Raw genomic sequence first — 21,915 nt, 5'->3', positions numbered from 1 at the left:
CGTATGAAATATGTAATTTTGTCATTGCATTTATATTCACGTGTGCGATAATAATCTAGTTACTAAACATTCAATTTTTTATTATAATAACGTAACTAACTGTGCTTAAAGGAGTACTTTATATGGATAAAATTACAAATCGCCAACTACCTTTAATGGTCATTATTATGTTGGGTATTATGACTACTTTTGGACCTTTAACAATAGATATGTATGTCCCTTCACTACCAAATGTACAGAGTGATTTTGGTACAACTACTTCACAAGTACAACTTACACTGTCGTTTGCTATGATTGGACTTGCAATTGGACAATTTACATTCGGGCCATTATCTGATGCATATGGTCGTAAAAAAATAGCATTACTTATTATTTCAATATACGTTATTGCTTCATTAATAGCAGTATTTACAACATCATTATCACTGTTACTTGTAATACGTCTTATACAAGGGTTAACTGGCGGAGGTGCTATCGTCATTGCCAAAGCGTCCATTGGCGATCAGCATAAAGGAAAGTCTTTAGCAAAAGGACTCGCCTCTTTACTAGTTGTTAATGGGATTATCACTATTCTTGCACCTTTAATCGGTGGGTATGCCTTAAGCGTTTCAAATTGGAAAGCAATCTTCCTAATTTTAACCATTGTCAGCTTTGCGATATTAATTTTTGCGTTTTTTAAAATGGAAGAAACGAGAGATACAGATCTTACCAAACTTAACTTTTCGTTAATATTTAAAGATTTTGGATATCTACTAAAGAAACCTGCGTTTATCATTCCAATGCTATTGCAAGGGTTAACCTATGTGATGCTCTTTAGTTTTTCTTCTGCCGCACCGTTTATCACGCAGAAGATTTACGATATGACACCACAACAATTTAGTATTTTATTCGCGTTAAATGGTATCGGCTTAATTATCATGAGTCAATTAACAGCCCTACTCGTTGAATATATTAATCGCTATTTTCTCCTTATACTACTAACATTAATACAAATTGCAGGCGTTGTGTTGATTATTTTCACGCTTATATTCCATTTACCATTGTGGGTATTAATCATCGCCTTTTTCCTTAATGTATGTCCTGTAACAGGAATTGGTCCTTTAAGTTTCACATTAGCTATGGAATCTCGAACAGGTGGCAGTGGTAACGCATCAAGTTTGCTTGGGTTATTCCAATTTATTTTAGGTGGCATTATGTCTCCTCTTGTTGGATTAAAAGGTGAATATAGTGTTATGCCTTATCTCATTATCCTAACGATTACTGCTATATTAATTATTTTATTGGAAATACTATTAAAATCTATCATGAAGAAGCAAAATGTGTAATATTTTACTGTTAACAACACCGATTAACTCGTCAAAAATGACTAAGATAAAAAAATTATATATGTATGGTTTTTACCTTAGCCACGCTTAATGGGACAGGGATACTAAATCAATTTTAAATTTTTTGATTTGTATCCTGTCCCTTTTTTAATTAAGCTTTTCTTTTTAATTTAAACAATCGGTAACCAGATTTCTGTAATATAATCCTCAGCTCTAATTTCCCCTTCTTTATAAAACTCAAAAAATGGCGCATTTCGCAATTCATAATCTAATGTTGGTAAAATATGTCTATTAATAGATTCCATTGCATTTTTTATAGAACCTGGCACTGGTCCTTCAGCATCAAATACAAGGTATCTCCCACTTGCTATTTCTGTTTGTTGCCATATTTCATCTTCCTCATCACTCGTAACACCTATTAAATAATGCATTTCTCCGTTATCAAGTGGTTTACATACTCCTAATAGACCTGGTAAATGTTCATTACCTAATTTCAATAAGTCGTGTTTTTTGCCACTTTCATCAAAATCCATCCAGAACATAAAAATATTTTCTTGTGCTTTTTGTCCAGTGGCATATTCTCTTTTTTCTCCTAATACAGATAACGTTGGTAGTGTTTCAATTCTATGTTTCATATGTAATCCCCCACTTTCTTTTTTATGCTATTATAACCAAAACATCTTAACAATATCTATTCTAAGCTATTGTCATATTAGGTTAAGCATCTTAATAGGCAACTTTTAAGAATAGCTATATAATAAATACAATGTAAAATTGCTTTATTTTTACATTGAAGTACAAATCATTAGGGAGAGCATCATCATGAAATTAAATATATTACCTGTTAAACCAATTAGTCAATTATTTCCAATACCAATGATTATGGGCTGTGAAGGTGTATCCACAGCAATGATGTTACAATTCAATCAGCACAAAATACCCGCCACTCAAATAATGAAGCATTGGCCTAAACATAAAAACAACCCTTACAAAGGATACGTAGGACATCACTTATGGATTAAATGGGGACATCATCAAACTATTTTCCCTTCCGCGCTCGTCCCACATCTCAAACGATATGACCAAAAAATTATAGATAGTACTGGTCAGTCGTTAACTGATTTATGTGCAGTTTTAGACAATGGTCAACCCGTTGTTATTTATCATACTGTCCTCGGACAGCGACCTTTGCGTCGTACTTATAAATTTGATAACCAACCTACTAAATTGGTTTCTAATATTCATGTAACTTTACTCATTGGCTATGATGATGATCATTACTATTACATCGATCCACTTTGGTCTCATATAGGAAAATTAATTGTATTGCCAGCACTAATGCCGAATAAATATCAAATAATAAAAATTAATAAATCAAAGTTAGCGCAAAGTTATGACGCACCCGGCCGTTTGAGTTTTCATATTCAACCGTAACTACTTTTGCGTTGGTTTAGCAAAAATGAGTCGCTTATCAAATAGTCATATTAGGCGCTGCTATAGATAATTACAATAAAATAAGCGACCATGTTCATTTATGGTCGCTTATTTCACTATACGTTAATTGTATATAAAGCATGATTAATTTCTTGTTCTATATTATCAGAACGCCATTCTCTTTGATAACCAAGACACGAGCAAATATATGTTATCCCCTGTTCTTCAAAGGCTTTTCTAAAATGAACATGTCCCATAATGCTATATCGAATATCATATCGCTGATAAACCTCATCAAAATCAGAAGTCCCAATAAAAGCATTAAAATAATCAAATATTCTATGAGGCATTGGCACAGCAAACCTAGGGTGTGTCACAATATGCGTCATTAAAATAATACGTTTATGTTTCACTTCCTCCATATCTTTAATTGTTTGTTTTGCAGCAATAGATGATAGCTTTCTATCTTCCATAGGCCAATCTATTTTGACTTTGTCTTGCCAAGTGGCACCATAATATCTTCTACGAGCAATGCGCTCAAGTGAAAATTCTGGACTTGCATACGTATAGTCATACCAACCTGTATTACCAACAATCGCCCATGAGTCATTGAGGTGATAAGGTTTCCCTATCAAACACGCTTCCATATTCATATAGTACTCTAAAATTTCAGCGGACGATGCATCCGTATCTGTAGCCCAAAAGTCATGATTTCCTGGAATAAATAGTATTTTTATATGTGACTGCGTCTCTACATCATTGATAAACCGATGCGTTAATTTATAATTATTAGAAATATCTCCTGCAATAAGTAAGCGTTCTATCTTTCGCTTCTGTATGACTTTTACTAATTCGTGGGTATAATCCTCTGGTGTTAATTTTTTGTGGCGATCAATATGCAAATCTGATATGACACCTATTTTCATTACAATCACAATCCTTTATTATCTTAACAGCTCTATTATGACACATTTCTATATTCACTTTTAAATCATGCGCCTATAAATTAATTAAGTATTGAAGTCTATTATATTTCCAAAAAAATTACTATCTATGCTTTTGTGATAATGGTAATATAAAACAATCAAAAAATAAGGAGTAAGTATGTTATTATTAGAAGCTTTTTTAATATTTATTATAGCAGTAATTATAAGTTCAATTATACATAACAAGTTTCCACAGATACCTATGGCGTTCATTCAAATTGGGTTAGGCGTTTGTTTATATATTCTCCCTATCCCGTTACATTTTGAATTTGAACCAGAAGTATTTATGATGGCTGTGATTGCCCCATTACTATTTGTTGAGGGGACACATATATCTCGGTCTAAACTGTTAGAATATCGCAAACCTATTATTTTAATGGCAATGGCGTTAGTATTTACAACTGTGATAGGTGTAGGTTATTTCATTGGATGGATTTGGCCTGAGTTACCAATGCCTGCTGCCTTCGCAATAGCAGCCATTTTATGCCCAACAGATGCAGTCGCTGTACAAGCTATTACTAAAGGGAAAATTCTACCTAAGGGCGCATTAACTATTTTAGAAGGTGAGTCGTTATTAAATGATGCTGCTGGTATTATCTCTTTCAAAATTGCTGTCACAGCACTTGTTACAGGTGCATTTTCTGCATTCGATGCAATAGAACAATTTATTATTTCAACGATTCTAGGCATATTGATAGGTGCAATTTTTGGCTTTATGATTGTACGACTACGTGTTTATCTTTCTATGCACAAAGGTCTTAAAGATGGTAATACAATGATTTTCATTCAATTATTAACACCTTTCGTCGTCTATTTTATCTCCGAAATGTTGCATGCATCGGGTATCATTGCAGTTGTAGTGGCTGGTTTAATACATGGATTTGAACGTGAACGATTGATTCGTGCTCAAACCGAACTACAAATGAACTATAACCAGATATGGAGTACATTAAGTTATGTTCTTAATGGCTTTGTCTTTGTCGTATTAGGTTATATTGTACCTGAAGTTGTTTCTGCAATATTCAAAGACGAACCGCAAAACATTATATTTCTGATCATTACAACATTACTAATTGCACTAGCTATTTATGTTTTCCGTTTTTTATGGGTCTTTATATTATTCAAACAATTTTACTATCCAAATAACATTCAATCTTATCTCAATGACCAATATGAAGTACCGCCAAAACGTGCACACTATGCGTTCATTATGACAATGTGTGGGATTCACGGAACAATTTCTCTATCTATGGCATTAACATTGCCTACATTATTAGCCCAACAACAAACCTTTACTTATAAAAATGATTTACTATTTATTGCCTCATTAATGGTAATTATTAGTTTAGTCATGGCTCAAATCGTGCTACCTATTATTACACCTTCGGAAGAGAAATCAACATCAACCACTATGAGCTATGCGGTTGCCAAAATTTATATAGTACAACATGTTATTAAACATTTTAAAACAAAGTCTAAAACACACACATCAACAAATTATAGTACCGTTATTTCTGATTATTTTGATGAACTACTCTTCCTACTGCAGATGACACCTGAAGAAAATAATGCTAAAGAAGTAAAACGACTAGAAACAATTGCTAGCGAAATAGAGACAGAAACGTTAGAACGTTTAGTAACTCAAAATAAAGTTGACCGTCAAACGATTTTGAATTATCGCTCAGCAATAGAAACTTCAAAACAATTTAAGGAATCATCTGCTGTTCATAAATTTAAAGTTGTGATTAAAATGTTAATCTTAAGATGGAGAGCGAAGAAACATGTAGAAAGTTCTCAATTAAAGCAATTTAAATCGAATTTTCAAGAAGTGAAGAAAGTTATGCGTATCGTACATCATAATATTGCACTGCGTTTAAAGGAAGAGCAAACTAACGAAAACGTATTAGAAGTAAATATTGTTTTAAACCAGTATTACAACAGACTTCACAGAATCAGAAGAAATCGTAAAACACAAAATGAAACACCAGACACAATCACTGAAGCGCATAAATTAGAAGGATTATACATCCAGAGAACATATCTTGATGAACTAATCCAAAATAAGCAAATAGATGCGCATGTTGCTGCACAAGTAAGAGAACATATTAATTACAATGAAATCATCTTAACTTCAAAATAAAACGACTGTCACTACACCCTATTTCACATTGGGGGGTAGTGACTTTTTTCATTATTACAATATAAAATATGCAGCTAACTTTGTATTTTTAAAGCCTTAAATTCACATTTTAATTGTGTTAAAGTTATATTTAATAATACATTAATTGGAGGAAATATATCATGTATTGGAAAAGGCTCTTGGTACTATTATCCCCCTTGTTTTTAACTGGTTGTGATTATTCTAAAGATGAAGCTAGAAGTGGCTTATTTTATTCAATTTTTGTCCAACCCATAGACATGTTGTTACATGGATTAGGACATTTATACAGAGATGATTATGGTTTAGCAATCATCACAATCGTGTTACTAATAAGACTTTTTCTACTTCCTTTTATGCTTGCACAAGTAAAAAACATGCATATGATGCGTGAAAAAACAAAAATTGTCCAATCGCAGATTGATGAGTTAAGAAACAATATTAAAATTGCAAATTCACAAGAAGAAAAAAACAAAGCACAAAAATCGTTAATAGCTTTTTATAAACAATATGATATTAATCCTTTAAAAAATGTTCTAGGATGTTTGCCTATACTGATTCAATTGCCTATATTATTCGGCTTAATAATAACTTTAAAGTATCCTACAGGAGATGGTATTGAGCGTTATCCAGACTTTTTGTGGTTTAACTTAACCGAACCTAATTTTTGGATTTCACTACTTGCAGCAATAGTATATTTCTTCCAACCATTAATAAATGCACGTCATTACCCTAAAGATCAAAGAAAAACACACTACGTATTAATGGTTTTATCACCTATATTTATCACGTATATTTCCCTACATTCCGCTGCAGCACTTGGACTATATTGGACCGTTGGTGGGTTATTTTTAATTATTCAAATGCATTTTGCGCATGCTTATTACGGTAAACTTGCACGCAACAAAGCAATGCATCTTCAAGATGAGTTAGATGAGCGTAAATCGACTTAAATGTATTTTAAAACTTTGTTACTTAGCCACTTAATATTATTGATTTTTATATTTTTTTGAATTGAAAAATTTCTTTTTTTAAAATAATAATGCTATAATAACATCAATTTAGTTTAGCGAGGGGGCATTCTATGGATTTTACAATTAGAGCGTTGACGGAGGAAGATCGTCATGGTAAAGCCAATGTCCATTACGAAAGTTGGTTAAAAACATATAACCATATTTCTGAAAACAACTACCTAGAAAACCTTGATAAAGAACAATTTATCAAGAAGTCCTCTATACACGATCTTCCTACCTTAGTTGCAACTGTTAAGGATGAGATTGTAGGGTTTATCACTTATGGTAAAACAAAATCTATTTCAGAATCTGACAATTGGAGTGAGATATATGCGTTGTATCTTTTAGAAGCATATCAACGTCATATGATTGGCTATGCTTTAACACAACGAGCACTAGAGTTGTCTTATCCAGATAACGTGACACTCTGGGTTGTAGAAGAAAATACTAACGCTATTAATTTCTATGAACAAGTTGGATTTAAAAAAACTCCATATAAACAACCCACTTTCTTTGGTAAAACATATAACGAAATTCGCATGGATTATACACGTACTGAACACGATAATTAAATTTAACTCATCAAATAAAAAGGGCTAGGAAATCTTGTTTTAAAGATCTCGTAGCCCCTTTGTTTATATTATTCAATAGAATTTGTTAACTTTTACTTTAGTGTGTTTCTCCAAGTGCGACTTTAATATCTTCGTCGGACTCAATGATAGCTTCTAATGCAGCATTTAATCCCTTCCGAATCGTTTCCACAGACATTGAAGGTTTTTCGGGTTTATCTACAACTTGTTCAGGGATAAATGGCACATGAATAAAGCCGAATTTTATATTAGGAAATTGTGTTGCATGTAAGTAACCTAATTGATACAAAATATGATTACATACAAAAGTGCCAGCTGTGTTAGATAAACGTGCAGGTACACCACTCGCTTTAATTGCTTCAGTCATACGTTTTACGGGTAAGTTTGAAAAATACGCCTGCGCCCCATCTGGATGAATAGATTCGTCAATCGGTTGTTGACCTTCATTATCCGCTATTCGTGCATCATCAACGTTAATACCAACACGCTCTGGTGTTAATTCAAACCTTCCACCTGCTTGCCCAATTGCTAACACAATATCATAATCATATTGTTTCATACGTGCTTCGATTACATGTTTACTTTTATGAAAGACAGTTGGTATTTCTAACTTATCTATCGTATGTCCTTCAATATTATCTGGTAATAGTTTCACCGCTTCTAATGCAGGATTAATTTCTTCTCCACCAAACGGATCAAATCCAGTTATTAAGATTCTCATTTTAAAACGCCCCTTTTTATTGAAATCAGTTAAAACGCCCATACATACATTAAACCAATATGTATTACTATAAGTATAAGTGCAATCGGCGCTTGTGCTTTGATAACCCCAAATTCATGTTTCATTTCTAACAATGCTACAGGCAATGTATTGAAATTAGCTGCCATTGGTGTTAGTAAAGTGCCACAGAATCCACCAGTCATAGCTAGTGCACCTGCGATAACAGGATCTCCACCTTGTGCGATGACAAATGGAATACCGATGCTTGCAGTAATCACTGTAAAAGCGGCAAAAGCATTTCCCATTAACATAGTAAAAACTACCATACCTAATATATAGGCAGTTGCACCTACCAAATGATTTCCTTCAGGTAATACCGATGAAATACCTTTCGATATAACATCTCCAACTCCACTTACTGTAAATAATACTCCTAAAGCAGCTAAAAATTGAGGTAATATACCCACGGTACCAATTTGTTGTGTTAGTCGATCACTATCATAAAATACATATTTTATTTTAGGTTTAATTACTATATAGGCAGCTATTAATCCTAATATAGAAGAAACACCTAAACCTATTGCACCACCTAAAGGGGTCCAATTTGAAACAGCAATCGCCGCAATTGCTAAGATGACAGCTGGAATAAAAAGTTTGTTTCCATATTTTCGGGCGCCATGCAGCCCTTCTTCTTCAGTTACATCGACAATGTTATTAATTGTCACTTGTTTAAATAAAGTCAGTACCCCCATCATTAAAATAAATAAACCATTAATTACATTTGGAATATATGGACCAACAATAAATGTTGCAGCTAGCAAAATCCAAAATAACGCTGTACCGTATTTCTTTTTATGTGTAGAAGATTTCAAAATTCGAAACGCAGTGTATAGTAATTGTAAACCTATTAAAATATAAAAAACTTCTAAGATATTATTTAATACTTGTTCACTCATCACGTTTCACCTGCTTTGAGTCATATTTTTTATCTAAATATTTATCAAATCTTATATTATTAATCCAGACAAGTACTAATACAATTAGTGCTATGGGTACTGATGCCAGCACTAATTCAATTGCGTCTACCTTAATGCCTAATGATTGAAATGTTCCTACCATTAATAAAACTCCTGCAGCACCAACGAATAAATTTTGCCCAAAGAAGTTGCCATAATTTTCCATTGCAGAAGTTTGTGCTTTTATCTTTTCAATGTCTGCTTCATCAACTTCGTCGTCTTTCAAATTATATCTAGTTTTTAACGCACCTTGAACCATTGGATTAATGAGTGGACGCACAAATTGAGGATGACCACCGATGCGTATTGAAGCCACGCCAGCTATTTCTCTAATTAATAAATATATAGTCATCAGACGCCCACTTGTAACTCGTTTCACCTTTCCTATCATGTTAGAAGCTTGTTTTTTTAAACCGAAGCGTTCGATTAAACCGACCATTGGTAATGTTAATATAAATAATGTAACTAAACGATTATCAACAAACGCTTTACCCAGTGTTTCTAAAATGGAATAAAAATCTAATCCAGAAACGATACCAGTAACAACAGCAGCAATTAAAATCACTGCAATCGTATCAATCTTAAACAGGAACCCCAATATAATAATTAGAATACCAATTAACTTTAACCACTCCATAAAACCCCTCCTTATGCCTACATTATAATTTTAAATTTTCTAAATACAATAAAAATCACCAAAAATTCAATAGTTTATAACCTTTTGTCATAATCATTAATAGTTTTAAATATTACTATTAGAAAACTAGACAAAAAACACTTACACTTAACCAGTCTAAACTAGTACCAATGATTAATATATCGTTCATAGCAATCCAACATGCACACGCTACCTTAAACATTTTATATTGTTTTTAAGGTATGGTAATTTGTATTTAGAAAAAGGCAACACACATAAGTGTATCGCCCGATATTCCCGTTAAAAAACGGTAACTTATATAAATCAATGACTAATAACCATCTATCCATTTTACCCACTTTTTTAAGACTAGGCATGTATGTCCCAAACTCAGTCGTCACATTTAAAATAACTTTCGTCGTTGTATAAAATTACAACCATTTTAATTCTGAATCGGCCACATTACGTGATGGTAATAATGTTTCTACCACCAGGATTATTGTACAGATTAACGAAATGATATTTAATGATATAGCAACACTATTGATTTGAATAATATCAAAGGTAATATTAACAAATATAGATAGTACAATTAATATGATTGCTGTTGCACGTTTTCTACCGGCATCATAAAATCTGCGCAATGTAATTGCAAACATTGGTAAGATTATCGCTAGCGCAAATATACCCACAAAAGCTGATAGTACTGCCGCTACAATAAAGATACCTGTAATAAAGCAAACGACACCAATGAGCGCAATAATGAATATAATAATGATATGAATTAATACCGGTGTCCAAAATTCTAGTCTATTTGATTTGCCATTAAAATCTATATATCTTCTCCAAAAATCTTTATACGCCTCTAGCATGTGCTTACCACTCCATTTTCTTCTTGTGGAACTTTTAATGTACATATCTTCACTAATATATCGTAATACCCTATTTTTTCAAAACTTATACTAAAAATATTAGTAAATTTAAAAACATTATATCAAATCATTACTTATATTGTTTTAAATATATGACTTTACGATACGAGTTAATACGAATGGTAATTCTATAAATGCACTATCCTTATGTAGTCTTTCACTTAATTTATGTGCATCTTTACCGATTGGTCCACAAAGTATGATTGGCGCACTAATAGCTTGTATCGCTTCAAAAGGAATCGAATAAGTTTGATTAAAATTAGGTGCGTTTTGCTGATAAGTAATCACTTGAGACATGTCGCCTGAAAAATTCAAGTAACTACTATCACTAATACCATTAAAATAATGTATACGTTCACTTTTACGTTGAAATTGTTCTTGTAATGTTTGACGGACCAATTCAATAGTTTCCTCAACTTTTACATCATAAGACGTATTAACTGCTGGATAATATGGTGTTGCAAAAAAAGTCACGACCGCCGGCGCAATATTTCTGCAAATTTGCATTAATCTATCTGTCACTTTAATACTTTGTAAATGTAGATCTTTAGTTTGCTGTATCACTGCTGTTATTTCTTTATTTATAAATGCTTCACCATGATGTTTAATCGCATATGTTTTCAATTGTTCAAATGTCAGTACATTAATTTTAGTATCAAAAGGAATATCTTCACTTTCTAAAATTGATAACCAATCACTTTCACAACGTTCTGTTGCTTTTATTACTATATCTATAAATTGTCTATATAAGTCAGCAGGTTTTTGTTTGAAAAGGAACATATTAAATAATGCCATTGTTCTAAATGGTGTTTGTACATCGTATGTTTGCTTAATATCTCTTGTCATTAATGAAACTGGCAAAGGTGTCGTTTCGTTTTCAAATGTTTCTTTAAAAACAGCATTATATTCTATTGCTTGATTAATATAACTCATCATAAAGTTAGAGCTCAATCCGTCCATTGGATTTCCTACATGCGTTTCTTTTCCATAACATAATACACCTGGCATTATTTTTCCAATAGAACCAGAATATATATAATGCTGTTCATCTGCACTAGCCTGTTGAAAAGTTGGTTCACTGTTTAAATGAAGCTGAATATCTAACTGATATTGTTGTTTTAATCTTGCAATGGTCTCTACAGCTTTGCGCATACCTGAAGAATTCACTTCTTCATCTGGTACTGTGACTAAAATTAAATTAATATCCCATGCTTCGATACTCGCTTGTTCTATTAAGGATAAATGTAGCATTAAACCTGCCTTCATATCCATGACACCACGACCAAATAAATATGTATCACGATTTAAATCCTCAATAGCATCTTCACTAAGATAACTATTATTCTCTTTAAAAATATCCTTTAGAGCATCGGGATCAAAAGCATACTCACTATATGAACCAAAGTCTTCTACACCTACAGTATCAAAATGACTGATTAATATGATTGTTTTTTTAGAAGTAGGTGCCTGATAAAAAGCTACAACAGCTTCTTTTTCATCTTCAGTAACTTCAAGTAAAACCTGGGATTGATGCTGTTGAAAATAATCCAATTTTAATAGCAGATTCTTTACAAAATTAGGAAATGCAATCTCGCCTTGAGTATTAGTAACCGTCTCATGTTTAACTAAACTCTTTAATAATTTCAATCTATCTTCATAAGTTTGCCATAGTTGCTGTACCACATAACCCCTCCTAATGTAAACGCTTCCTTAATTATAATATGCTTTTAATTTCATAATCAATATATTCTCGTGAAAAAGCTTTGTAAAATTAATATTCATTTACTTAATATGGTATGAACGGCCAAATTTATATAAACAAAAAAAAACAGAATTACGCAATCAATTCTATAAACTGAATGCGTAATCCCGTATCGACAATAACTAATTATAATTTAAAGTGCCATTAGCCTTAAGTTAATTATTAAATTGATTTTTTGGTACTAATATGAGTACTGCCAAAAATGCAATAATTGCTAATGCTGCATTGAACCACAAGCCAAACATTGCTCCAACTTGTATATTTGATACTACAGTCATCACAGTAAAGATAGTCCCAGATAATGCGACACCAAATGAATTTCCTAATGATGATGCCATTTTATAAACACCAGACGCAACGCCAACTTTATCTTCTGGTGCTGTTGTTACTGCTGTATCTGTTGATGGTGTTGCGTACATACCTAATCCCATACCATAGATTAAATAACCTATTATACAAGCTACAATATAAACTGGCGTAGGTAAGAACGTGAATGAAATTAAAATAATTCCTATAGCGTTAAGTGCTGCACCAAGTAGCATCGGTCTTCTTGGACCAATCTTTTGTAACACTTTTTCTCCGACTCTAATCATTACAAGCACAGCTACTAAATACGTAATAGACATGACACCAGATTGGAAAGAACTAAAATGTAATCCTGATTGGAAATACGTATTAGCGACAATAAGTGTCCCTGCCACTGCATTTAATAAGAAATTAGAGATTGTAGCACCACTATAACCTTTATGTTTAAATAGTTTAAAATCTATAAGTGGATTTTTAACTTTACCTTCATAATATAAAAAGCAAAGTGTTGAAATAATAAATACAACAATGAGTGACATGATAAATGGTGAGAAAAGCCCATAATCCGATGATTCTGTGATAATCAAATTCACACTTAGCATTGCAATAATTAAAATAATAAGGCCTACTATGTCAAATTTAGCTTGTTTTGTTTCTTCAGTTCGTATGGCTTTTGTTTCTGGTGTATGTCTCATTAGATACATTGCCATTAATGCTACAAGAATTGAAATAATGAATATTGATCTCCAACCAATAAACGTAGACATTACACCGCCAAATAACGAACAAACTCCTGTGCCTCCCCAAGAACCGATTGACCAATAACTCAATGCGCGTTGGCGACGACTACCAATATAATATTCATTGATAATTGCCAAAGTTGAAGGCATAATACATGCTGCAGATAATCCTTGAATCGCGCGTCCAACAACAAGTAACGGCATAAACCCTGGTATTATGATTAACAACGAACCAACAATACTTAATATCAATCCGATATAGGTCATTTTCACCCTGCCATATCTATCAGCAAGCCCTCCTGTTCCTACTACAAATAAACCACATAATAATGCAGTTAAACTTACCGCCACATTTATCGTTCCATAATTCGTATCAAATGATGATTCTAAATCTGGAATAATATTTACTAATGATTGTGCAAACAACCAAAATGTAATAACTCCTAAGAAAATACCCACAAGAAGTTTATTATCTCCTTCAAACGAATGTGTTGATTCCATATGCTTTTTTCCTCCTACATTTCCCGTAAACACATAGATCACATTTCAAAACAGGTATACACGCCTTTAACGCTATTTTCCATACAAACTGGAAAACCGCTAAAAAAGTCTATATCTATTTCAAAACTAATCTTTTAAGATGAAATTGGTTTAAAATTCTGTAATAATTATATGCAATTATTTTTATATTAATATCTACATTTTTTACAAATCCTTTTAAAAGCCAATATTAATAAAATAACACTTAACACTTAATAATGCTAAAGAACTGCGTCAATTATGTAGTTATTTACATAGAGAGTAATTTGATTCTCCCCTTTAATCACTGCTATATTGGGACATTGGATATAATTTATAAAAAATAATTCCCATAAAACTCATAATTTTATAAAATTCTGTATAATCAACCATGTCAAACTAATTAAAAAAAGGTGAAATCATGTTAAATTTATTTATCTTATTATTAGAACGCGTTGGTTTAATTATACTGATTGCATATATTTTAATGAATATTGATCATTTTAAATCGATGATGAATGACCGAGAAAAGCGACGTTCGCAATGGCAACTGATTATAATATTTGGTTGTTTCTCTATGCTTTCAAATTTTACTGGCGTACAAATTCGTGGTGATGAAATTATCAACGGCACAGTCTATAACCATTTAAGCCCTGATGCGTCGTTAGCAAACACACGTGTATTAACAATTGGCGTATCAGGACTAATAGGTGGTCCATTCGTCGCCTTAGCTGTAGCGCTGATTTCAGGCATTTACCGTGTCTATATCGGAGGGGCAGATGCATATATATATTTAATTTCTTCTATTATTATTGCACTAGTTTCAGGTTATTTTGGTCATAAAGCTATGCGAGCTAATAGGTATCCAACTATTGTAAAAGGTGCGCTTATCGGTGGTGCTACAGAAATTATTCAAATGCTTTGTATTTTACTATTTTCTGATAATACCGCACACGCATGGACGTTAGTAAAACTTATTGCCTTACCTATGATATCCATTAATTCAATTGGTACAGCTATATTTTTATCAATCATACTTTCAACAATTAAGAAAGAAGAAGAAACCCGTGCAATCCAAACGCATGATGTCTTACAATTAGCTAACCAGACATTGCCTTATTTCCGTTCAGGTTTAAATGAGCAATCCGCTAAACAAGCTGCTGAAATCATTCTAAACCTAATGCGTGTTTCAGCCGTTGCGATTACAAATCGTAAAGACATATTAACTCACGTTGGTGTTGCAAGTGATCATCACGTTGCGCAAAAAGCAATTATTACTGATTTATCAAAAATTGCTATTCAAACTGGCACTTTAAAGGAAGCTTATTCAAGTGAAGAAATTGGTTGTAACCACCCTGGATGTCCGCTAGAAGCTGCTATTGTTATGCCATTACATGTAAAAAATGAAGTCGTAGGTACATTAAAACTCTATTTTACTAACAAGCATAACGTTAACTTTTCAGATAAACAGCTTGTAACTGGACTAGCAGATATATTTTCAAGCCAACTTGAGCTTGGACAAGCTGAGACGCAAAACGCGTTAATAAGAGATGCTGAGATTAAGTCGCTCCAAGCTCAAGTCAATCCTCACTTTTTCTTTAACTCAATTAACACTATTTCAGCATTAGTAAGAATAGATAGTGAAAAAGCAAGAGAATTATTATTACAACTCAGTCAATTTTTCCGTTCAAATTTGCAAGGTACACGTAATAATACTATTTCTTTAGAAAAAGAATTACAGCAGGTTGAGGCTTATTTATCATTAGAACAAGCGCGTTATCCAGATCGATTCAATGTTAGTTTTGATATCACTGATTCAAGCTATGGCGCTTTAGTGCCACCTTTTGCAATTCAAATTCTTGTAGAAAACGCAATTAAACATGCCTTTAAAAATAGAAAATATGATAACAACATTATTGTAAAAGCCCACCAAAATAAGTCTGGATTAAATATTTCTGTTTCAGATAACGGACAAGGCATACCAGTAAACAAACTTGATAAAATTGGGAAAACTAGTGTTTATTCAGAATCTGGTACAGGAAGTGCGTTAGAAAATTTAAATCAAAGATTAGATGGTTTATTTGGCTATAAAGCTAAACTTCATTTTGAATCAAATAAACAAGGTACAAAAGTTAGTTGTACAATTCCACATCACACTACAGAGGAGGGTTAAATATGAAGACAATTATCGTAGATGATGAACCGCTAGCACGTAATGAATTACACTATTTATTAAATCAGATTCGTTGTTTTGATTTAATTAAAGAAGCCGAAAATATCTCTGAAACTTTAGAATTATTACTTTATGATAACTACGATGTTATTTTTTTAGATATTAATTTAATGGATGAAAGTGGTCTTGATTTAGCTAATAAAATCAAAAACATGAAGCATCGCCCTTTGATTATTTTCGCTACTGCACATGATACTTTTGCGGTAAAAGCGTTTGAATTAAATGCCATTGACTATATTTTGAAACCATTTGAACAACAACGAATCGCACAAGCTATCCATAAAGTTGAACAAGTGCTTCACTCAAATATCGAACAACAAAATTTTATAAATAATGATAATAACCCTAATGATACACACAACAAAATTGAGAATACGCCGAACGTACTCCCTATTGAAGTTAACGAGCGGATTCATATTATTAATTTAGATGATATTATCGCAATTTCCGTCAATAACGGGGTCACAACGATAAATACGACACTCAATGAATATGAGACTTCTGAACCGCTGAACCATTACGAAAAAAAATTAGACACTACTCAATTTATGAGAATTCATCGTGCCACTTTAATTAACAAGACACATATTCAAACAATTGAACATTGGTTCAACTATACTTATCAATTAACCATGACTAATCAATTAAAATTCCAAGTGAGTCGCTCTTATATGAAACCATTCAAACAAGATATGGGGTTATCTTGATTTTCAAGTTCTAATTTATGCATTTCAGAGACAACGTCTAGTAAGTCGCTTGCCAATCTAACTAAAGTAATCGCTTTCATTTTATAATTAACCCAAGATCAATACGGGAGGAACTTTTATTATGGAAGCAAAAAAACAACAACATACCGCACAAACGCAGCATTCAAAAACATATAATTTTTTCCATCAAGCACTTGTGATTGCTACTATCATGCTTATTTCAAATATTATCGAAAGTTTCATGCCAATTCCTATGCCCGCTTCAGTTATAGGTCTTGTGTTACTATTTATAGCACTATGTACAGGTATTATTAAACTTGGTCAAGTCGAGAAAGTCGGCACAACGTTAACGAACAATATTGGTTTTCTATTTGTACCAGCAGGTGTATCAGTTATTAATTCACTAGGCATTTTAAGTACAAGCCCTATCCTAATTATTTTATTAATCATTATTTCAACACTCTTATTGTTATTATGTACAGGATTCTTTGCTCAAATGCTTATAACTAAATCCTTTATTCCAAAAAAAAGACCACAAAAACAACTTGCGGAGGATAAATTATGATTGAACATTTAGCTATCAACACGCCCTATTTCGGCATCTTACTTTCATTGATACCATTTATTATAGCCACATTTTTATTTAAAAAAACGAATGGCTTTTTCTTATTCACACCGCTATTTGTAAGTATGGTCGTAGGTATAGTGTTTCTAAAATTAACTGGCATAGATTATGCAAATTATAAAATTGGCGGAGACATCATTAATTTCTTCCTGGAACCGGCAACTATATGTTTCGCTATTCCTTTATATAAAAAACGTGATGTTTTAAAAAAATACTGGAAACAAGTATTAGGCGGTATTACATTAGGCACCACTGCAGCACTAATTTGCATTTACTTAATAGCTGAAGCATTCCAATTTTCTAATGGCATTATTGCATCTATGTTACCTCAAGGTGCGACAACTGCTATTGCACTACCTGTTTCAGCGGACATCGGTGGCATTAAAGAACTAACTTCATTAGCTGTTATATTAAATGGCGTAATTATTTACGCACTCGGTTCAAAGTTAATCAAACTATTTAATATTACCAATCCTATCGCTCGTGGCCTTGCACTAGGCACAAGTGGACATTCCTTAGGCGTCTCTTCAGCACAAGAATTTGGTGAAACAGAAGCTTCAATGGCATCTATTTCATTAGTTATTGTCGGTGTAATTGTAGTAGTTGTTGCTCCAATTCTTGCAGCAATATTACTTTAAATAATATTATATTGTAATGAGAAAGAGAGAAATCAATAATCTAAAAGTTGATTTTTCTTTTTCTCATTTTTATTTTCATAAGCACAATGATTTAAAATTTTGGAAGGATACACTCAAGTTATATAAAATATAACAACTTTATAAGTTATCAGAAAATTTAAATTACTTATGATTATATCCTTGTATTGTGATAAGAATTATTGTATTATGCATATATTATTAACTTTGGAGGTTAAAATTTATGACATTATTTTTACTAGAAGCAAATGATTTAGCTTTTGCCTCAAACAAATCTGACTTAGAAAAGAAAGCAGCAGAGTTAACTACAGGCTCTGTACCGACTCTTATCGAAGTACAAGCAACTGAAGATTTAACACATGGTTATTTTATCGTCGAAGCAAATAATGAAACAGAAGCAAAACAATTTTTAGAGGATGCTTCAATTAATATAAATTTAGTAAAAGAAGTGCGTTTAGTAGGTAAAGAACTAGATGAAGTTAAAGCCGGAGATCCAAAAATTGATTACCTAGTAACATGGAATATTCCTGAAGGTATTACCATGGATCAATATTTAGCTCGTAAAAAGAAAAATTCAGTTCATTACGAAGAAGTGCCTGAAGTTCAATTCCAACGCACTTATGTATGTGAAGACATGACTAAATGTATTTGCTTATATGATGCACCAGATGAAGATGCAGTACGTCGTGCACGTAAAGCTGTAGATACACCTATTGATGACATCGAAAAAATTTAAAGAACTACTTTCTCAATAAAATTGAGATTAGTAGTTCTTATGCAATAGCTTTAGCTATTGTAATCTTTAGTCTTTCTCAATAAAATTGAGATTAGTAGTTCTTATAATTGAAGCAAAAAATCATAACTAATCACTTCACGAGTATGGGCCATATATCCCCTTTTACTTGTGAGCATTTAATATATCATGCACATTAAATGACTAATGTATAGTCATGCTTGTGGGGGCGGGAATGTGAAATTCAACTATAGTTTGGGTTTCAATCCCGCTCCTTTATTATCAATTCAATCCCTACTAAAACGATACGAATAATTGAGGTGAAATACGTGATTCATATTGACCATATTCAACATCAATTTGGCGACAACCAAGTTATCAATGATTTTGAACTCAATATAAATAAAGGAGATATCGTTACTTTTATAGGTAAAAGCGGATGCGGTAAATCTACGCTGTTAAATGTAATAGGTGGTTTTTTAACACCTACATCAGGCACAGTAAATATCGATGGTGAAATTAAACAAACACCTTCACCAGATTGTTTAATGATATTTCAGCACCACAATTTATTACCTTGGAAAAATATTAATGACAATATAAGAATTGGTTTATCACGACAACTAAGTGACAATGAAATTAACAAACATTTAAAAAGTGTTGATTTAAATAATAAAGGCACCTTATTCCCTGAAGAACTATCTGGTGGTATGAAACAGCGTGTAGCACTGTGTAGAGCACAAGTACACCAACCAAATGTGATATTGATGGATGAACCATTAGGCGCATTAGATGCCTTTACTCGTTATAAATTACAAGACCAACTAGTTCAATTAAAAGAACAAACTTCTGCGACAATTATTTTAGTAACACATGATATTGATGAAGCTATTTACCTTTCTGACAATATCATACTGCTTGGTGAAGGATGTGAAATCATTAGTCAATATAACATTAAACAATCACACCCACGTAACCGCAATGATAGTCATTTATTAAATATTAGAAATACAATTATGGAAAAATTTGCTTTAAATCACCATATGGCAGAACCAGAATACTATTTATAAGGAGTGTTAAACATTGAAAAAGTTATTTGTTCTTTCAGTAATATTCCTTTTAATAGTTTCTGGGTGTACAAATGATAACCAGCAAACAGCTCATAACAATAATCAAAATAAAAAGACTATAAAAATTGGTTATCTCCCTATTACACATTCAGCTAATTTAATGATGACTGAACAAGTTAGACAACAAGCAAAAGAATCGGGATATAATTTAAAACTTGTACGTTTTAATAATTGGCCAGATCTTATGGATGCATTAAATAGTGGAAAAATAGACGGTGCTTCAACACTCATTGAACTTGCGATGAAATCTAAGCAAAAAGGTTCCAATATAAAAGCTGTTGCACTTGGACACCATGAAGGTAATGTAGTTATGGGACAACAAGGGAAAAAAGTTTCTGATTTCCATAAACATGAAAATTATAGTTTTGCTATTCCTCATCGTTATTCTACGCATTATTTACTATTAGAAGAAATGCGTAAACAACTTGGTCTTAATGCAAAAGACTTCAGTTACCATGAAATGGCACCTGCTGAAATGCCCGCAACTTTAAATGAAGGACGAATTTCAGGTTACTCTGTTGCAGAGCCTTTTGGTGCACTGGGTGAAAAATTAGGAAAAGGAGAAACAATTCAGCATGGAAGCGACATTATACCAGATGCGTATTGTTGTGTCCTTGTATTAAGAGATGACCTAATAAACAATCATACTGATGCAGCAAAAGCATTTATATCTGACTACAAAAAAGCTGGTTACAAAATGAAGAATAAAAAACAAAGCGTGGATATTATGGATAAACATTTTAAACAAGATAGAGATGTTTTAAAACAATCTGCCAAATGGACTTCTTATGGTGATCTTACTATTGAAGAAAAAGGTTATAGCAAAATCAAGAAATTAATTAATGAACACAGACTGTTTAAAGCACCAGATTATAATGAATTTATAGATCCAACGTTATATAAGGAAGGATAAAGTGAAATGACAACTACATTAACCAAAAAATTCACATTGCCCCTATTCACTTTCATCATTTTTCTATTTTTATGGCAATGTGTCATTTGGATAGGTAATTACCAACCTATTCTCTTACCAGGCCCAATTCTAGTAGCACAAAGTATATGGCAATTTATTATTTCCGGGGAAATATTCACACACTTAGGTATTAGTCTATTTCGATTTTTTGTAGGTTTTGGAACTGCAATTTTAATAGGCGTGCCAGTTGGCTTCTTATTAGGTCGTAGTAACACACTTTTTAATGCTATAGAGCCTTTATTACAGTTGATTAGACCCATCTCACCTATTGCTTGGTCACCATTTGTAGTTTTATGGTTTGGTATTGGCAGTCTGCCAGCAATGGCTATTATATTCATTGCTGCTTTCTTCCCTATTGTCTTTAATACGATTAAAGGCATAAGAAACGTTGAACCGCAATATTTGAAAATTGCAGCGAATTTAAACCTCAAAGGATGGTCATTATATAGAAATATATTATTTCCAGGTGCCTTCAAGCATATTATGGGTGGTATTCATATGGCGGTTGGTACAAGTTGGATTTTCTTAGTTTCAGGCGAAATGATTGGCGCTCAATCTGGATTAGGCTTCCTAATTGTGGATGCGCGTAACATGTTAAATCTAGAAGATGTCTTATCTGCAATCTTCTTTATTGGTTTATTCGGATTCTTAATTGATCGACTCATTAGTTACTTAGAAACAATCATTTTAAAAAGATTTGGAGAATAAAGGAGCGTATA

General features: G+C 32.5%; 21 protein-coding genes. 13 read left to right on the top strand and 8 right to left on the bottom strand.

The window, feature by feature from the left end:
* Positions 1–122: 122 nt before the first annotated feature.
* Complete coding sequence (locus LG295_RS03000) at positions 123–1,325, top strand: multidrug effflux MFS transporter (RefSeq protein ID WP_404476380.1); 1,203 nt, start codon at positions 123–125, stop codon at positions 1,323–1,325.
* 170 nt (positions 1,326–1,495) lie between these two features.
* Here the strand turns inward: LG295_RS03000 and LG295_RS02995 are convergent, their stop codons facing one another.
* Positions 1,496–1,960 carry a GyrI-like domain-containing protein gene (locus tag LG295_RS02995; RefSeq protein ID WP_107530017.1) on the bottom strand — a complete coding sequence of 155 codons (465 nt, stop codon included), beginning with the start codon at positions 1,958–1,960 and terminating at the stop codon, positions 1,496–1,498.
* Positions 1,961–2,147: 187 nt separating this feature from the next.
* Here LG295_RS02995 and LG295_RS02990 point away from each other — a divergent pair, with 187 nt between their 5' ends.
* Positions 2,148–2,759 (top strand): C39 family peptidase, encoded by a 612-nt coding sequence (locus LG295_RS02990; RefSeq protein ID WP_107558863.1) that lies wholly within the window; start codon positions 2,148–2,150, stop codon positions 2,757–2,759.
* Positions 2,760–2,875: 116 nt separating this feature from the next.
* Here the strand turns inward: LG295_RS02990 and LG295_RS02985 are convergent, their stop codons facing one another.
* Positions 2,876–3,685 carry a metallophosphoesterase gene (locus LG295_RS02985; RefSeq protein ID WP_318832659.1) on the bottom strand — a complete coding sequence of 270 codons (810 nt, stop codon included), beginning with the start codon at positions 3,683–3,685 and terminating at the stop codon, positions 2,876–2,878.
* Positions 3,686–3,863: 178 nt separating this feature from the next.
* Here LG295_RS02985 and LG295_RS02980 point away from each other — a divergent pair, with 178 nt between their 5' ends.
* The 3 genes from LG295_RS02980 (at position 3,864) to LG295_RS02970 (ending at position 7,488) form a co-directional block, all read left to right on the top strand.
* Positions 3,864–5,885 carry a cation:proton antiporter gene (locus LG295_RS02980; protein WP_404476375.1) on the top strand — a complete coding sequence of 674 codons (2,022 nt, stop codon included), beginning with the start codon at positions 3,864–3,866 and terminating at the stop codon, positions 5,883–5,885.
* A 161-nt stretch (positions 5,886–6,046) separates the two neighbouring features.
* Positions 6,047–6,856, top strand: a complete 810-nt coding sequence (yidC, locus tag LG295_RS02975; RefSeq protein WP_404476372.1) for a membrane protein insertase YidC — start codon at positions 6,047–6,049, stop codon at positions 6,854–6,856.
* A 131-nt stretch (positions 6,857–6,987) separates the two neighbouring features.
* Positions 6,988–7,488 carry a GNAT family N-acetyltransferase gene (locus LG295_RS02970; RefSeq protein ID WP_107530022.1) on the top strand — a complete coding sequence of 167 codons (501 nt, stop codon included), beginning with the start codon at positions 6,988–6,990 and terminating at the stop codon, positions 7,486–7,488.
* Between the two features lie 97 nt (positions 7,489–7,585).
* Here the strand turns inward: LG295_RS02970 and pcp are convergent, their stop codons facing one another.
* From pcp to LG295_RS02940, 6 genes are all read right to left on the bottom strand, one after another.
* Positions 7,586–8,227 (bottom strand): pyroglutamyl-peptidase I, encoded by a 642-nt coding sequence (gene pcp / locus LG295_RS02965; RefSeq protein WP_107530023.1) that lies wholly within the window; start codon positions 8,225–8,227, stop codon positions 7,586–7,588.
* Positions 8,228–8,256: 29 nt separating this feature from the next.
* Positions 8,257–9,183 carry a DUF979 domain-containing protein gene (locus LG295_RS02960; protein ID WP_017722781.1) on the bottom strand — a complete coding sequence of 309 codons (927 nt, stop codon included), beginning with the start codon at positions 9,181–9,183 and terminating at the stop codon, positions 8,257–8,259.
* On the bottom strand, positions 9,176–9,880 hold the full coding sequence (locus LG295_RS02955; RefSeq protein ID WP_017722782.1) for a DUF969 domain-containing protein: 705 nt from the start codon (positions 9,878–9,880) through the stop codon (positions 9,176–9,178). Before LG295_RS02955 ends, LG295_RS02960 begins: the two co-directional genes overlap by 8 nt.
* 431 nt (positions 9,881–10,311) lie before the next feature.
* The gene (locus tag LG295_RS02950; protein WP_107530024.1) at positions 10,312–10,752 is read right to left on the bottom strand and encodes a DUF805 domain-containing protein; all 441 of its coding nucleotides are present in this window, start codon (positions 10,750–10,752) and stop codon (positions 10,312–10,314) included.
* Between the two features lie 144 nt (positions 10,753–10,896).
* Positions 10,897–12,495, bottom strand: coding sequence for a M20/M25/M40 family metallo-hydrolase (locus LG295_RS02945; protein WP_326020829.1), 1,599 nt, complete (start codon positions 12,493–12,495; stop codon positions 10,897–10,899).
* A gap of 234 nt (positions 12,496–12,729) precedes the next feature.
* Positions 12,730–14,121: an MFS transporter gene (locus LG295_RS02940; protein WP_107557601.1), complete on the bottom strand. Its 1,392-nt coding sequence runs from the start codon at positions 14,119–14,121 to the stop codon at positions 12,730–12,732.
* A 439-nt stretch (positions 14,122–14,560) separates the two neighbouring features.
* On the opposite strand from LG295_RS02940, the gene LG295_RS02935 reads away from it, so the two are divergent.
* The 8 genes from LG295_RS02935 (at position 14,561) to LG295_RS02900 (ending at position 21,904) form a co-directional block, all read left to right on the top strand.
* On the top strand, positions 14,561–16,312 hold the full coding sequence (locus tag LG295_RS02935; RefSeq protein WP_107557602.1) for a sensor histidine kinase: 1,752 nt from the start codon (positions 14,561–14,563) through the stop codon (positions 16,310–16,312).
* A gap of 2 nt (positions 16,313–16,314) precedes the next feature.
* Positions 16,315–17,079: a response regulator transcription factor LytR gene (locus LG295_RS02930; RefSeq protein ID WP_107557603.1), complete on the top strand. Its 765-nt coding sequence runs from the start codon at positions 16,315–16,317 to the stop codon at positions 17,077–17,079.
* Positions 17,080–17,200: 121 nt separating this feature from the next.
* Complete coding sequence (gene lrgA, locus LG295_RS02925) at positions 17,201–17,644, top strand: antiholin-like murein hydrolase modulator LrgA (RefSeq protein ID WP_107530029.1); 444 nt, start codon at positions 17,201–17,203, stop codon at positions 17,642–17,644.
* On the top strand, positions 17,641–18,342 hold the full coding sequence (gene lrgB / locus LG295_RS02920; RefSeq protein ID WP_107530030.1) for an antiholin-like protein LrgB: 702 nt from the start codon (positions 17,641–17,643) through the stop codon (positions 18,340–18,342). Before lrgA ends, lrgB begins: the two co-directional genes overlap by 4 nt.
* Positions 18,343–18,583: 241 nt before the next feature.
* A complete protein-coding gene (locus LG295_RS02915) occupies positions 18,584–19,096 on the top strand; it encodes a DUF4242 domain-containing protein (RefSeq protein WP_107557604.1) in 513 nt (170 codons plus the stop codon).
* Positions 19,097–19,422: 326 nt separating this feature from the next.
* Positions 19,423–20,163, top strand: coding sequence for an ABC transporter ATP-binding protein (locus tag LG295_RS02910; RefSeq protein ID WP_107530032.1), 741 nt, complete (start codon positions 19,423–19,425; stop codon positions 20,161–20,163).
* Positions 20,164–20,176: 13 nt separating this feature from the next.
* Positions 20,177–21,136 carry an ABC transporter substrate-binding protein gene (locus LG295_RS02905; protein ID WP_404476362.1) on the top strand — a complete coding sequence of 320 codons (960 nt, stop codon included), beginning with the start codon at positions 20,177–20,179 and terminating at the stop codon, positions 21,134–21,136.
* Between the two features lie 6 nt (positions 21,137–21,142).
* The gene (locus LG295_RS02900; protein ID WP_107557607.1) at positions 21,143–21,904 is read left to right on the top strand and encodes an ABC transporter permease; all 762 of its coding nucleotides are present in this window, start codon (positions 21,143–21,145) and stop codon (positions 21,902–21,904) included.
* Positions 21,905–21,915: the final 11 nt, after the last annotated feature.

The organism is Staphylococcus pseudoxylosus (assembly GCF_044794325.1).
In the GTDB taxonomy this organism is placed as follows: domain Bacteria; phylum Bacillota; class Bacilli; order Staphylococcales; family Staphylococcaceae; genus Staphylococcus; species Staphylococcus pseudoxylosus.
Note: the sequence above shows the minus strand (reverse complement) of the source record. Positions and strands in the feature narration are given on the sequence as shown.

Excerpts from the sequence above, each read along its gene's own strand:
- LG295_RS03000 (WP_404476380.1), top strand. The coding sequence starts at position 123 with ATGGATAAAATTACAAATCGCCAACTACCTTTAATGGTCATTATTATG.
- LG295_RS02995 (WP_107530017.1), bottom strand. The coding sequence starts at position 1,960 with ATGAAACATAGAATTGAAACACTACCAACGTTATCTGTATTAGGAGAA.
- LG295_RS02990 (WP_107558863.1), top strand. The coding sequence starts at position 2,148 with ATGAAATTAAATATATTACCTGTTAAACCAATTAGTCAATTATTTCCA.
- LG295_RS02985 (WP_318832659.1), bottom strand. The coding sequence starts at position 3,685 with ATGAAAATAGGTGTCATATCAGATTTGCATATTGATCGCCACAAAAAA.
- LG295_RS02980 (WP_404476375.1), top strand. The coding sequence starts at position 3,864 with ATGTTATTATTAGAAGCTTTTTTAATATTTATTATAGCAGTAATTATA.
- yidC (WP_404476372.1), top strand. The coding sequence starts at position 6,047 with ATGTATTGGAAAAGGCTCTTGGTACTATTATCCCCCTTGTTTTTAACT.
- LG295_RS02970 (WP_107530022.1), top strand. The coding sequence starts at position 6,988 with ATGGATTTTACAATTAGAGCGTTGACGGAGGAAGATCGTCATGGTAAA.
- pcp (WP_107530023.1), bottom strand. The coding sequence starts at position 8,227 with ATGAGAATCTTAATAACTGGATTTGATCCGTTTGGTGGAGAAGAAATT.
- LG295_RS02960 (WP_017722781.1), bottom strand. The coding sequence starts at position 9,183 with ATGAGTGAACAAGTATTAAATAATATCTTAGAAGTTTTTTATATTTTA.
- LG295_RS02955 (WP_017722782.1), bottom strand. The coding sequence starts at position 9,880 with ATGGAGTGGTTAAAGTTAATTGGTATTCTAATTATTATATTGGGGTTC.
- LG295_RS02950 (WP_107530024.1), bottom strand. The coding sequence starts at position 10,752 with ATGCTAGAGGCGTATAAAGATTTTTGGAGAAGATATATAGATTTTAAT.
- LG295_RS02940 (WP_107557601.1), bottom strand. The coding sequence starts at position 14,121 with ATGGAATCAACACATTCGTTTGAAGGAGATAATAAACTTCTTGTGGGT.
- LG295_RS02935 (WP_107557602.1), top strand. The coding sequence starts at position 14,561 with ATGTTAAATTTATTTATCTTATTATTAGAACGCGTTGGTTTAATTATA.
- LG295_RS02930 (WP_107557603.1), top strand. The coding sequence starts at position 16,315 with ATGAAGACAATTATCGTAGATGATGAACCGCTAGCACGTAATGAATTA.
- lrgA (WP_107530029.1), top strand. The coding sequence starts at position 17,201 with ATGGAAGCAAAAAAACAACAACATACCGCACAAACGCAGCATTCAAAA.
- lrgB (WP_107530030.1), top strand. The coding sequence starts at position 17,641 with ATGATTGAACATTTAGCTATCAACACGCCCTATTTCGGCATCTTACTT.
- LG295_RS02915 (WP_107557604.1), top strand. The coding sequence starts at position 18,584 with ATGACATTATTTTTACTAGAAGCAAATGATTTAGCTTTTGCCTCAAAC.
- LG295_RS02900 (WP_107557607.1), top strand. The coding sequence starts at position 21,143 with ATGACAACTACATTAACCAAAAAATTCACATTGCCCCTATTCACTTTC.